The 13765-nt window shown below is 47.8% G+C and carries 12 protein-coding genes; 5 read left to right on the plus strand and 7 right to left on the minus strand.

Annotated features, from left to right (window positions below; all coding sequences use genetic code 11):
• Positions 1-3: 3 nt before the first annotated feature.
• Complete coding sequence (cobB, locus tag D8682_RS24520) at positions 4-828, plus strand: Sir2 family NAD+-dependent deacetylase (RefSeq protein ID WP_121815387.1); 825 nt, start codon at positions 4-6, stop codon at positions 826-828.
• Between the two features lie 758 nt (positions 829-1586).
• Here the strand turns inward: cobB and potD are convergent.
• Genes potD through potA form a run of 4 tightly spaced genes read right to left on the minus strand, consistent with a single transcriptional unit; the run spans position 1587 to position 5388 of the window.
• Positions 1587-2633 carry a spermidine/putrescine ABC transporter substrate-binding protein PotD gene (gene potD, locus D8682_RS24525; RefSeq protein WP_121815388.1) on the minus strand — a complete coding sequence of 349 codons (1047 nt, stop codon included), beginning with the start codon at positions 2631-2633 and terminating at the stop codon, positions 1587-1589.
• A 1-nt stretch (position 2634) separates the two neighbouring features.
• Complete coding sequence (potC, locus tag D8682_RS24530; RefSeq protein ID WP_121815389.1) at positions 2635-3414, minus strand: spermidine/putrescine ABC transporter permease PotC; 780 nt, start codon at positions 3412-3414, stop codon at positions 2635-2637.
• Entirely contained in the window at positions 3411-4268 is an 858-nt protein-coding gene (gene potB / locus D8682_RS24535; RefSeq protein ID WP_121815390.1) for a spermidine/putrescine ABC transporter permease PotB, read from the minus strand. The genes potC and potB overlap by 4 nt, the downstream gene beginning before the upstream one ends.
• A complete protein-coding gene (gene potA / locus D8682_RS24540) occupies positions 4252-5388 on the minus strand; it encodes a spermidine/putrescine ABC transporter ATP-binding protein PotA (protein ID WP_121815391.1) in 1137 nt (378 codons plus the stop codon). The genes potB and potA overlap by 17 nt, the downstream gene beginning before the upstream one ends.
• A gap of 266 nt (positions 5389-5654) precedes the next feature.
• Between potA and pepT the strand changes: the two genes are divergently transcribed.
• The 4 genes from pepT (at position 5655) to D8682_RS24560 (ending at position 10303) form a co-directional block, all read left to right on the plus strand.
• Positions 5655-6881 carry a peptidase T gene (gene pepT, locus D8682_RS24545; RefSeq protein ID WP_121815392.1) on the plus strand — a complete coding sequence of 409 codons (1227 nt, stop codon included), beginning with the start codon at positions 5655-5657 and terminating at the stop codon, positions 6879-6881.
• A 229-nt stretch (positions 6882-7110) separates the two neighbouring features.
• On the plus strand, positions 7111-7830 hold the full coding sequence (locus tag D8682_RS24550; protein WP_121815393.1) for a hypothetical protein: 720 nt from the start codon (positions 7111-7113) through the stop codon (positions 7828-7830).
• A gap of 146 nt (positions 7831-7976) precedes the next feature.
• Complete coding sequence (locus D8682_RS24555) at positions 7977-9128, plus strand: hypothetical protein (RefSeq protein ID WP_121815394.1); 1152 nt, start codon at positions 7977-7979, stop codon at positions 9126-9128.
• A 641-nt stretch (positions 9129-9769) separates the two neighbouring features.
• A complete protein-coding gene (locus D8682_RS24560; protein WP_121815395.1) occupies positions 9770-10303 on the plus strand; it encodes a hypothetical protein in 534 nt (177 codons plus the stop codon).
• A 64-nt stretch (positions 10304-10367) separates the two neighbouring features.
• Here D8682_RS24560 and D8682_RS24565 read toward each other — a convergent pair whose 3' ends face one another.
• From D8682_RS24565 to phoP, 3 genes are all read right to left on the minus strand, one after another.
• A complete protein-coding gene (locus D8682_RS24565) occupies positions 10368-11489 on the minus strand; it encodes a cupin domain-containing protein (RefSeq protein ID WP_121815396.1) in 1122 nt (373 codons plus the stop codon).
• A 71-nt stretch (positions 11490-11560) separates the two neighbouring features.
• Positions 11561-13021, minus strand: a complete 1461-nt coding sequence (phoQ, locus tag D8682_RS24570) for a two-component system sensor histidine kinase PhoQ (protein ID WP_064547720.1) — start codon at positions 13019-13021, stop codon at positions 11561-11563.
• Positions 13022-13023: 2 nt separating this feature from the next.
• Positions 13024-13695: a two-component system response regulator PhoP gene (gene phoP, locus D8682_RS24575; RefSeq protein WP_064547718.1), complete on the minus strand. Its 672-nt coding sequence runs from the start codon at positions 13693-13695 to the stop codon at positions 13024-13026.
• Positions 13696-13765 lie beyond the last annotated feature (70 nt).

The following is a 13765-nucleotide window of genomic DNA, read 5'->3' on the forward strand; positions in this document are numbered from 1 at the left end:
CTTATGTTATCGCGTCGTCAACATCGGCTCAGCCGGTTCAGAAAAACCAAACGCTTGCTCAGGCAGCGTTTGCGTCAGCGCGCTTTTTTCAGAGACATTCCTGGACCTGAAGCGATGGAAAAACCCAGAGTAGTGGTACTGACCGGCGCGGGTATTTCCGCCGAGTCAGGGATTAGGACTTTCCGTGCCACCGATGGCTTGTGGGAAGAACATCGGGTAGAAGACGTGGCAACGCCGGAAGGCTTCGCCCGTGACCCGCAATTAGTGCAGGCGTTTTATAATGCGCGCCGCCAGCAGCTTCAGCAGGCAGAAATTAAACCTAATGCGGCTCATCTTGCATTGGCGAGGCTTGAGGAAGAGCTAGGCGACCACTTCCTGTTAGTGACGCAAAATATCGATAATCTGCATGAACGTGCTGGTAATAAAAATATTATCCATATGCATGGCGAGCTGCTGAAAGTACGTTGTGCGCAAAGCGGGCAAGTTATTGCGTGGAAAGGTGACATCACCCCGCAGGATCGCTGCCATTGCTGCCAGCTTTCTGCACCGCTGCGCCCACATGTTGTCTGGTTTGGTGAAATGCCGCTCGGTATGGATCACATCTATCAGGCGCTGGCGACGGCAGATTACTTTATTGCCATCGGCACGTCCGGGCACGTCTATCCGGCTGCCGGTTTTGTCCACGAAGCCCGCTTGCAAGGCGCTCATACCGTTGAACTGAATCTTGAACCGAGCCAGGTTGGCAGCGAGTTCGAAGAGAAGTTTTATGGTTTAGCCAGTGAAGTGGTGCCGGAGTATGTGGATAGATTGTTGAAAGGGCTTTCTTAAAACCATCCTCACCCTAACCCTCTCCTTTGGGCTGTCTCTTAGTCACATCTTTGTGAGACGGGAGGCAGTTCCGTTCACCCGATGTTCAGTGTTTCATATAGCCACTGAACTGGTGAACGTCTTAGGGTGACCACCGTCGTCACCCTAAGAACCCGGACTCCCGGCAAATCAATCGCCGCAAGCGGTAAACACCGTTTTTCACCCAACATTCGGGGTCGTTCGCGACGCGTTCCCGACGATCGCTCTCTCACGTGGTTCCCGACCACGTGACCCCAACTGAAGGGTAAAAAACGGCGCGATTGAAGCCGGAACACAAGGTCAACGTCAAAACCCAAAGACCACACCGAGCCGGTTTTGACCTTGTTCCCGGTATAAATTGCCCCAGTGTTCCCCATAAGTCAGGGTTGAGCTGCCGGGAGCAGCGAAAGAGAGCGATCGTCAGGAACGAATCGCGAACGACCCTGAACGTTGGGGATAAGCTGGGGTTTACCGCGCAGCGGCAATTTAATGACCGGGCGCCTGGATTATCAAGGGGTTGGCGTTAACCCCTTGATACGTTCACCGTTTTCGGGAATTAAAGAGATAACAGAACGCACGCGTGAACGGAAAATCAATGAGGCTTACAGGTCTCACCCTGACAAAATGCCCGGGTGAGTTATGTATAAGAGACAGCCTTGAAGGAGAGGGGATACTCCGGAGGGATGTTCTCCCTCTCCTTTGGGAGAGGGCCGGGGTGAGGGGGTACATCAACGCTAAACTCAGCGTCCCGCCTTCAACTTCTGATAGTAATTCTCATAAATCGTACTAGCGTCGCCGACATCGTTCTGCCACTCACCATTTTTCAGCACGGCTTCATCCGGATAAAGCGTTTTATCGCCGGAGACTTCTTTAGGCAGCAATTTGCGTGCTTCAAGGTTTGGCGTCGGGTAGCCAATAGTTTCTGCTACCTGTTTTGCTATTTCCGGGCGCAGCAGGAAGTTAATCAATTTCAACGCACCGTCTACGTTTTTGGCATTGGCCGGAATAGACAAGTTATCCATCCAGAAAATTCCGCCTTCTTTCGGCCAGACAATTTCCAGCGGCGTGCCTGCCTGGCGGGCAACATACGCAGAGCCATTCCACACCATACCGAGATTCACTTCGCCTTCCATATACGGGTTGGCTGGGTTATCTGAGTTGAATGCCGCTACGTTTGGCATCAGCTTTTGCAGTTCGTGATACGCCGCTTCAATCTCTTTCGGGTCAGTGGTGTTGCCGGAATAACCCAGCTTACGCAGCGCGACCTGGAACACTTCGCGCGCATCATCGGTCAGCAGCAGGCTTTGCTTGTATTCCGGCTTCCATAAATCAGCCCAACTGGTCACCGTTTTCGGGTCGATAGCATCACTGTTTACGCCAATAGCAGTGGCACCCCAGATATAGGGAATGGAGTAATCGTTATTCGGGTCAAAGGGCTTATTAAGCATTTCAGGATCGAGGTTTTTGAAATTGCTCAGTTTGCTTTTGTCGATCTTCTGGATCATGCCTTCTTTGCGCATTTTCGCCACAAAGTAAGTTGATGGCACCACTAAATCATAGGCACCGTCTTTATAAGTTTTGAGCTTGGCGTACATGGTTTCATTCGACTCGTAAGTCGAATAGATCACTTTGATGCCGGTTTCCTTGGTGAACTGTTCAAGCAGGCCTGGCGGCACATACTCGGTCCAGTTATAGAAATAGAGCGTCTTGCTGTCGTCGGCATGTGCAGCGCCCATACCCAGTGCCAGAGCGCCTGCGGCTAACAGGTGGCGTGGCCATTTAGTCATATTAATGTCCCCTGGTTTTATCACGAAGAATAAGCTGACTGGCAATGACCAGGACCAGCGAGAGTACTAACAGAATAGTGGCAAGTGCGTTCACCTCTGGCGAAACACCCACCTTCACCATTGAGTAAATCTTCAATGGTAAAATTTCATAACTTGGGCCGGTCACAAACGATGAAACCACCACGTCGTCCATCGAGAGGGTAAAACTGAGCAACCAGCCAGCGGCGACGGCAGGCATCGCGAGTGGCAGCAGGATCTTGCGCAGAATAGTTAATTCGCTGGCACCCAGATCTTTCGCCGCTTCTAACATACGCACATCAAACCCTTTCAGCCGTGAATAGACGGTAACCACCACAAACGGCAGGCAGAAAGTTATATGTGAGAACAACAACGACCAGAAGCCGAGCGACACCCCGAGCAGCATAAACAGCACCAGCAGTGAAATCGCCATCACGATATCGGGCGACATCATCACCACAAATAGCATACCGCTGACGAACGGCTTACCACGAAAACGGTAGCGATACAGTGCCACCGCGGTCAGCGAACCAATCAGCGTTGCTGCGGTGGCAGAAACCACCGCCATGGTCAGCGAATGTTGCGCGGCCTGTAGCAGGCTGTCGTTATTCATCAGCAAGCTATACCACTTTCCGGTAAAGCCCTGCCAGTTAATGCCGAAACGCGAACTGTTAAACGAGTTAACGATCAAAATGATGATGGGAATATAGAGATACGCATAAATAGCGGTCATAAAGCCGCCACGGAGCAGGCGACCTATCATTCTAATTCCACCTTTTTATTCAACAAACTGGCGGCACGCCAGTAAATCAGCAGCATCAGGCCCATCACCAGCGTCAGTGTAATGCTGGTTGCCGCGCCAAACGGCCAGTCGCGGATATTCAGGAACTGGCTCTTAATCACGTTGCCAATCAGCAGGTTTTTCGCCCCACCCATTAAGTCGGAGACATAAAACAGGCCCATCGCCGGCAGCATCACTAACAGGCAGCCAGCAATAATGCCCGGCATGGTGAGCGGAATAATAATGCGGATAAAGGTCTGAAGTTTGCTGGCCCCTAAATCACGCGCCGCTTCCAGCAGTGGCTTATCAAGCTTTTCAATGCTCGAATAAAGCGGCATCACCATAAAGGGCAGCAGGATATACACCAGGCCAAGAATGACGGCGCTTTCGGTGTACATGATACGAATCGGGGTATCTATCACGCCGAGCCACAGCAAGAACGCGTTCAAATAGCCTTTGGTGCTGAGGAAAATTTTCAGCCCATAAATGCGAATTAACGAGTTGGTCCAGAAGGGGACAATCAGTAAAAACAGCAGCAGCGGGCGCACCCGTTCTGGTAAACGTGCGAGGAACCACGCAAAAGGGTAGCCCAATACCAGACAGGCGAGGGTGGCAATCACCGCCATATTTAACGAGTGCAGCAAAACCTGCGCGTATAAAGGGTCAGCAAGCCGGGTGTAGTTATCCAGCGTGAAAACCATGCTGACGAAATTAGCGTCATCACGCGTCAGGAAACTGGTGCCGATGATCATCAGGTTGGGCAGGAACACGAACAGCACCAGCCAACCGACGATAGTGGCGATCACAAGGTTCTGGAATTTACGCGAGCTCTTCATCTGCCAGCACGACCTCCCAACTTTCAACCCAGTTAATCGACATTTTCTGGTCGAGCGTGTGGTCAAAATCAGGGTCGTCTTCATTGAAGAATTCGCTGACCATCACCATTTTGCCGTTTTCCAGCTCGACATTAGATTCCAGCGTCATGCCTTTATAGTTACGCTCCCGCACATAACCGATTAAACCCTCGGCCACATGAGTATCGTTGATTTCTTCAACGCGTAAATCTTCCGGGCGTAACAGCACTTTTAAATGCTGACCTGCGGTAACCGGCATGCTCGCGTAAATATGGCATTCGCGGCCTTCAACGCTCGCCAGCACGCGCTGCTCATCAACACGTTCGATAACAATCGCATCAAAGATGTTGATTTCACCAATAAAGCTCGCCACGAACAGGTTTTTTGGCTCTTCGTAAATTTCGCGCGGCGTGCCGTCTTGTTCAATGCGACCATCGCGCATCACTACAATCCTGTCCGACATGGTCAGCGCTTCTTCCTGGTCGTGAGTGACAAATACGAAGGTAATGCCGAGTTTGCGCTGGAGGGCTTTTAGTTCGTTCTGCATCTGCTTGCGCAATTTGTAGTCGAGCGCAGAAAGCGACTCATCAAGCAGTAACAATCGCGGTTTATTGACCACCGCCCGCGCAATGGCCACACGCTGCTGCTGGCCGCCAGAAAGCTGATGCGGTTTCCGTTGGGCAAATTCCTCTAACTGCACCATTTTTAACGCTTCAATCACGCGGGGCGTTATCTGCGCATCAGGCGTTTTCTGCATTCTTAAACCGAATGCGACGTTTTCAAAAACGGACATATGAGGAAACAGAGCATAGCTCTGGAAGACGGTATTAACGTGGCGATGCTCTGCGGGAAGCTGCGTAATATCCTGGTTATCAAGAATAATCTTGCCAGAATCCACGCTTTCCAGTCCGGCGATTAGGCGCAGTACGGTGGTTTTCCCACAGCCAGAAGGACCAAGGAGTGTCAGGAATTCACCATGATTGATGGTGAGAGATAAATCAGAAATTACGGTTTTGCCATCAAAGCTCTTACCTACTCCCGCCAGTTCTACCAGCGGTGAAAGCGAACGTTGCTGTTTATTCAATTTTTTACGCTGTCCCATATAAGACGCATCAAATTGCGGGCTGATGCGGGGTTTGTGAGTAACCACCTTGCGGTTTTGCACGTTAAGTAAGGGCAGGCATTCTACGGCAAACCATTGAAATCGCCAATCCTTGATACCTTAGTGTGGCCTGGATTTGAATACCAATGGGTAACAGTTACCCAATTCACGACTATTTTTAACTCTGGCAGGCTAAAAGTGACCTAACGCAATATTTGCATTTGTGGCTTACTGATAATGAAGTCACAAAAATTGAGGGTAGCGACATGGATAAATTACTTGAGCGTTTCTTACATTATGTCTCTTTGGACACGCAGTCCAAGCCGGGCGTAAAACAAGTTCCGAGCACAGAAGGGCAGTGGAAGTTGTTGCGGTTGCTGAAAGAGCAAATGGAAGAGATGGGTTTGGTGAATGTGACGCTGGGCGATCATGGCACCGTGATGGGAACGCTTGCGTCCAACATCGATAAAAAAGTCCCGCCCATTGGTTTTATTTCCCACGTCGATACCGCACCTGATTTCACGGGTAAAAATGTGAATCCACAGATTGTCGAAAATTATCGCGGTGGCGACATTGCGTTAGGTATCGGCGATGAAGTGCTCTCCCCGGTGATGTTCCCTGTGTTGCATCAGTTGCTTGGACAAACCCTGATTACCACCGATGGTAAAACGCTGCTCGGCGCGGATGATAAAGCCGGTATCGCCGAAATTATGACGGCGATGACGGTGCTCAAAGAGAAAAACATCCCCCACGGCGATATTCGCGTTGCCTTTACACCTGACGAAGAAGTCGGTAAAGGCGCAAAACATTTTGATGTCGAAGCCTTTGATGCGCGCTGGGCCTACACGGTTGATGGTGGTGGCGTCGGTGAACTGGAATGCGAAAACTTCAATGCGGCGTCTGTAACCATTAAAATTGTCGGCAACAATGTTCACCCCGGTTCAGCAAAAGGAGTGATGGTTAACGCGCTGTCGCTTGCTGCACGTATTCATGCCGAAGTACCCGCCAACGAAAGCCCGGAATGCACTGAAGGCTACGAAGGTTTTTATCATTTGCACGGAATTAAAGGCTCGGTCGATAAAGCGGAGATGCACTACATCATTCGTGATTTTGACCGCGAACAGTTTGAAGCACGTAAACGCAAAATGATGGATATCGCCAAGAAGGTCGGCAAAGGTCTGCATCCTGGTTGCTATATCGAGCTGATTATCGACGATAGCTATTACAACATGCGCGAGAAAGTGGCTGAGCACCCCTACATTGTGGAAGTGGCGCAACAGGCGATGCGTGATTGTGATATCGAGCCCATCATGAAGCCCATTCGCGGCGGTACCGATGGCGCTCAGCTGTCATTTAAAGGTTTGCCTTGCCCGAACCTGTTCACCGGCGGCTATAACTACCACGGCAAACACGAGTTTGTGACGCTGGAAGGGATGGAAAAAGCGGTAGCGGTGATTGTGAGGATTGCGGAGCTGACGGCAGAGCAGGGGTGATTGAATAGGGTGCTGGTGGGGCGGTAGATAATAAAGGGGTGTGGAGCCCCTTTAATATTAGCTTATGAATAATATGACAGTCTGTTTAGTGCCAGGGGCGGACTCTGTATGGATTCTCTCATATTTAAGGTATCATTATGCAATGTGACAGAAAGTGAAATAACAGGCAGAAAGCCAACATATTAATGATCTTAGATTTCTAATAAGCGTTAGTCAGATAGGGGCTCTAATGGAAGATTTAGCATGTAACTGGTCACCGAAATTGATCGTTGAGCTTATAAAAAGCATTGCTTGGCCAGTAGTTGTTCTTCTTTTCGGTTTCAGTTTCCGAAGTCGATTGTTTGGAATAGTAAGTTCTTTTTTTTCTAAAAGTCAGGTATCAGAAATATCCGCTACAACATCAGGTGTATCGGCAAAATTCGTGGCAGCCAAGCAATCAATAGAAGTATTGGAAACTGCAGGTTCCAATGCAGCAAATTTACCCAAAGATATGGGTGTTGAGGCTATAAGAGAAAGGCACGAACAGATTAAAACAGAGTTCAGTGAGGAATTATATCAAGCAATAATCAAGCACGCATTTTACTTAGATATTAGCAATGAAGAAAAAATCGAGTTATTATCACGAGAGATATCTGTTTTTCAAAGTGCAATACGATATTTTGATATTAACAAGGTGTTGTTTCGTTCACAGTATGAATTATTTAATAGCATAGTTGGTAATAATAATTTTCTTAGTAAAGAAGATGCGATAAAGCACTTTGAAATAACAAAGAAAACTAATAGAGAAGCACTTTCGGATTGGGACTGGATTAAATATACCGCCTATCCAGTAAGTAATCATCTTCTATATGAAGATGATAATGGTTACAAACTTACTCCTCTAGGAAGATCGTATATGGCTTTTATGTCAAAGAACCCACAATTGGTCGACGAGCTTGCAAAATTATAGCTAGAGGTAATGTATTTTCCTCGCTCATAGCCGCCTGCTGTGTATCAGATGGCGGCTATGAGCCTGAAAATTATGCTGCTAACACCATGTTAAACTATTTGATGATGTGGTCGTAAACAGGTCATCACACATACTAAGGACCAGAAATGTCTTCACAAAAAACAATAGAACGCTTCGTTGCAGCAGACGTAAGCGGCGCTATATGGTTGCGACTAAAACGACTCACAAGCTCACAACTTTGTAAAAAAATAATTCAAAAAAATCATCCGTCATTACAAGAAGATGAATACGTTAATAAATCAATTGGAATGTCCTCTGCAATACGAAGTGCAATTGGATATTGGGAAACTGAAAATGGTGGATTAAATTCTAAAATTCTCTCCAGGTACTATGCTTTATTACAGATAAGCTTAGCTGAACAGATTTCTTCAGGAGATCCTAAAGATGATTTAAAAGCTGTACAAAAGCATACTGAGTCGGGGCATGGATTATTTACCCAAACTATTGAAGGCGCAACTTTTCCTGACAATATAAAAATTGGTTGTGTCCGGGGTGGACATTTTTATGCATATGCGAAAAAAATAGGAATTGAAATTAAAAAATATGCTGCAGAGCGACGCCCAAGAAATAATGAAGAATTGGAAGCATCAAACACATATACTTTGACTGATCTATTAAGACGGATTCCAGAATTGAGACCATTATTAAAAGAAATCCTTGGTGAAAATCCTCTTTCATTTCAAATTGGCCATGCAACTAGAAATACGATATTAAAATCAAAAAGGTCCTCACCACAAGGATTAGCACAATCTACACCAGAGATATCAGTATTTACATATGCGGCTATTTATCCAAAAGGTGCTAAAATAACTGCTGAGGAACTTAATTCTTATAACTTAGAAATTAAAGATATTGAGAAAGAGTCTGAAGAAAACCTAAGCAAACATAGCGAACCATATTTCGTCGGGAAAGTTTATCACCCTGATAATGATTTATGGTGGGATCATGTTGTAACACATAAATCTGGTTATTGTGGGACAAGTGTAATTGTACCCTTCTGGGGCACTCAAGACCCATTTGTACTACACTTGGTCGTATTATACACGCTAAGTATTATAGTTAGGTATCTCCCAGAAACATGGTATGAGATAGAGCATGGTAGACTTGATTATATCAACTCTCTCTTGGAAAATTATTTGGCTATTTTCGATAGTGTGTTGCCTAAACTTGCAGTAGAAAGGTTAACAAAGACACATTTAGTTGTGACTTCACCTGATAGTATGAATTCTCCCATCTAATTAATTAGATTTCGTGCAAAAAAATTTCAAATGTGAATAGCCATTACTTCTGTGGTCAGTTTTGGGGGAGGTTAAAAGAGCCAACTTCCGCTCCTCGCTCTTAGCTGACGTTCGTTCATGGCTTTCAGGAAGTCTCGATTAGGCGAACTCCAGGCCACCGAAAAGCCTTCCAGACATATAGTATTCCCTTTGGCAATAAATCTTGGTAGTGGCTAGAGCTATGTATTTTTTCACCATAATTAAAAAATACATTCTAAATAGCCACCATCAAAAATAATTACACCATAACTAAATATAATTCAGTAACTCAGTATTTATATAAAATAAATAACATTTAAAGTAACTGCTAATAACTCTTGAAATCCCAATCGCCAGTTTTCATTTATTTGTGACCTGTGCCGAAAATTTTCGGTTTCCAATAATTAAGGATAGCTCCACTGTTGACTTGTACAGTGCTTTTGGCAGAGAGTAAGCAGATAGAAAGATATTATCCTATATCCAAAATAATTCGAGTGGCATTGAGGCGGCAAGCTAACACCGGTGCAACTCGAAATATGAAGGGTATAAATGAATCGCCCCCGCCTGGTGCTGTAACACCAAACGAGGGCTAACCACAACGTAAACTTCACAGGAGTCACGCTATGGCTATCGCCGATAGTAACACATTCGCTCGTCCTGAAATCACTGCTACTCAATCCATTATTGCGGGAGATATCGCAGCTTTATTAAAAATACCGTTGGGTGCCACCCATGATTTATTTCAGGTGGTGGATATTTGCCAACGTTATGCTGATGAATTAATCGAACTTCATAATCACGCTGAATATATAGCGTTGTGCGGGCGTTTACTGGCGGGGTTGAATGTACTGAAAGTAGTTTTGAAATCACCGTTGCCAAAACATCTAATTGAACAATTAACGGTGAATGAAAATAATTTTGCTGAATGTCGCAATCCACTTTCAACAGATTCAGAGACCACCTGTGAATATTGTTCTGCATTAACCATGGTTTTATTGAACCAGCAAATAATGCCTGAGCAGCAGGAACAGATCAGCGAATTGTTATTTGAATTATTGACTATGCTGGCAGAGGATTTGAAGGTGCCGCGTTTTATTCGTACGACGACAGGGCTGGCAATGATAGATGGCGAAACTGTGTCGGCGGGCATTCACTGAGGAACGGTTTTCCCGCCTTCTCAGCCAACAAGTCGCTGAGAAGGCGGGATAGGGCCGGGGGATATCAGTCTTCGAAATACCAGTAACCGCTGTTAACCAGTGCGGCCAGCATTGCCAGGAACGACGGGTCTTCGAGCGCATCACCAAACATTTCTGCTTTCAGTGTGATGTTGCTCGCCAGTGCTTCAAGAGCCGGGCGGTGTGGGCTGTCAATTTTCTCGCCGTTGACGTAAATCTCGTCGGCAATGCGCAGCACGCGTAAGCCACCCAAACGAGTAATGGCGTCACCCTGTTTCAGGGCATCGTAAATCTCATCAGGCTGATATGGCGGTTCTGGCGGAGCCACATCCAGTTCATGTCGTGACTGGGATACGAACTCACCAAACCAGGTTTTGAAGTGCTCAGGCTGATTGATAAGACCCAGCATCATCTCGCGTAATTTATCCATCTCTTGCGGCAGAACATCCGCAGGGTGCTGGCGCGCAGGCACATCAGGGTCGGTATAACGCTGGCTGCCCAGTTCACGTTGCAGCACATAATCGGCAAAACCACTGATAAGCTCGCGGCCGCTTGGGGCGCGGAAACCGACAGAGTAGTTCATCGAGTTTTCCAGCGAGTAGCCTTCGTGTGGGAAACCTGGTGGGATATAGAGAATATCGCCCGGCTCCATCTCTTCGTCGATGATGGCGTCGAACGGTTCAACTTGCAGCAAATCAGGATGCGGGCAGTGCTGTTTCAGGGCGACTTTTTCCCCAACACGCCAGCGACGGCGGCCAACGCCCTGAATGATAAATACGTCGTACTGGTCGTAATGCGGGCCAACGCCGCCGCCTGGTACCGAGAAAGAGATCATCAGATCGTCAATTCGCCAGTCCGGTAGTGCGCGGAAGGGGCGCATTAAGCGTGCGCTTTGTTCATGCCAGTGGTTAACGGCCTGAACCAGTAAAGACCAGTTGTTTTCGCCCAGGTGATCATAGCTCTGGAATGGGCCGTGGCTGACTTGCCATCTGCCGTCGTTATGGCTGACCAGGCGGCTGTCCACCTCGTTTTCCATGGCAAGGCCTGCCAGTTCATCCGGGGAGATTGGGTCGATGAAGTTTTTGAAGCCACGTTTTAGAACCACCGGGCGTTTTTGCCAGTAGTTCGCGATGAAATCGGGCCAATTTAGGTCGAGTTGATAGTCCATATTATTATCCGGCAGGTGAAGGAGCCTGCCGAGGATTATAACGGATGGTGCTGCCGGTTACGGGAGTATTTTCAATCTTCTTCTCGGTCTGGACGCTGGCGTGCAAAAATCACTTCCATCCGTGTGCCGCCCAGTTCGCAGCTCGAGGCCTGGATTTGACCATCATACTGTTCGACGATTTCGCGAGCGACCGATAAACCCACCCCCTGGCCCGGCCGTAAGGTATCGGCACGTTGCCCACGGTCAAACACCAGGCTGCGTTTGCTTTCCGGGATGCCTGGGCCATCGTCATCAACAAATAAATGCAGCGTGTCGTCCAGTTGGCGGCCTGAAATCTCAACAAACTCAAGGCAGTATTTACAGGCGTTATCCAGCACGTTGCCCATCACTTCCATGAAGTCATTTTTCTCACCGACGAAGGTGATCTCCGGCGAGATATCCAGCGTGATATTCACGCCTTTACGCTGATACACCTTATTGAGCGCCGAACAGAGGCTGTCGAGTAATGGGGCGACGGAATGAAGTTCCCGGCTAAGTAACGGGCTGTCGCCACGCATACTGGCGCGATGCAAATAGTAGCCAATTTGCTGCGAAATACGGCTGATTTGCTCAAGCATTACCGGCTCCGCTTCTTCGATATTCTGTTTATTGGTTCGTAACGAACGCAGGGTAGTTTGCAGTACCGCCAACGGTGTTTTCAGGCTGTGGGTTAAATCCGTCAATGTGGTGCGGTATTTGTCATAGCGGTCGCGCTCGGTACGCAACAGGCGATTAAGATTGCGCACAAGGCTGGTCAACTCGCGAGTCGTTTCGGGGTTCAGGCTGTCGCGGTCATGTTTTTCAAGCTCGCGCACTTCTTTCGCCAGCGCTTCAATTGGGCGCAAACTCCAGCGCGCGGCGAACCAAAGCAACGGGATCACTAACAACAGGTTGGCGAGGAAAACGCAGGTAAACAGGCTCCACACCGTATACGAACGTTTTAATTCGATAGGAATGGTGTCGACAACCACAATGGTTAAGGCGGGCATTTTACCCATGGCTGGGTATTTGTTGACTGCAACTGAGTGGCTGACTTCATCGCTGTAATCGCCATCATAAAAGTCTTTGAGTTGGTTCTGGAGCTTTTCATCGTTACCCAGCAAGGCGTGACTGGTATCAAAATTCGCGTCCAGATCGTGAAAACCATCGCTGACCAGCCACTCTTTCTTTATCTGTTGCACCACATGCGGCAAATCACGTTGAGCCCACATCAGATTACCTTTTTCATCATAGATAAGGGCCATCGTCGGGGTTTTCAGATTAAGATTTTCAGGAATAACGACATTAATTTTACCGTTCTCGTAGGTTGAGAGGGTATAAAACAGGTTGCTCTCCCCGCGCAGTAAACGGAAAGTTGTTTTATCAAAACTGATGTTGTAACCCACCAGCGCCACTAAACCGTAGGCCAGTGACAGCACCATGACGACCACGGCGGTCGCCAGTAAAAAGCGAACCCTTAGCGATAACGGTAAAAAATGTCGGCTTAATTTCATGGTTAACGCAGGTCGAAACGGTAGCCCTGACCACGTACTGTGGTGATAGCTTCATGCTGATACTCAGCCAGAATCTTTTTACGCAGGCGGCCCATCAGCACATCAATAGTGTGGCTTTCTCGCAGTTCGGCATCGGGGTAAAGCTGGAGCATTAAGGAATCTTTGCTGACGACTTTGCCATGGTTGCGAATCAGCGTTTCCATAATGGTGTATTCGAACGCGGTCAGCTTGATGAGGTTGTCATTAATGAGCAGTTCGCGACGTGACAAATCAACCTGGAAGGGGGGCAGAGAAATTACCTGTGAAGCCAGGCCACTGTTGCGGCGCATTAACACCTGCATGCGGGCAACCACTTCTTCAAGATGAAACGGTTTGGTCACGTAATCATCGGCACCGGCACCCAGCACTTCGACCTTATCCTGCCAGCCTTCACGCGCGGTAAGCACCAGAATAGGAATAGTCACGTCGTGACTGCGCCAGCGGCGAATCAGGCTCAGGCCATCTTCATCGGGCAGCCCTAAATCGACAATGGCAATATCGGGGGTATGTTCACTCAGGAAATAGTCTGCTTCTTTGGCATCTTCAGCGGCATCAACCTGATGGCCGGACTCACGCAACTGAACCTTGAGGTGGTGGCGTAACAGAGCATTATCTTCCACAACGAGTACACGCATTCGATTTCCCCAGTCTATAAATGGCATTGATAGTTTAACGCTAATTATGACGGGGAGGGGATAAACCTTG

The sequence above is a fragment of the Buttiauxella sp. 3AFRM03 genome (assembly GCF_003675305.1).
Lineage (GTDB): Bacteria > Pseudomonadota > Gammaproteobacteria > Enterobacterales > Enterobacteriaceae > Buttiauxella > Buttiauxella ferragutiae.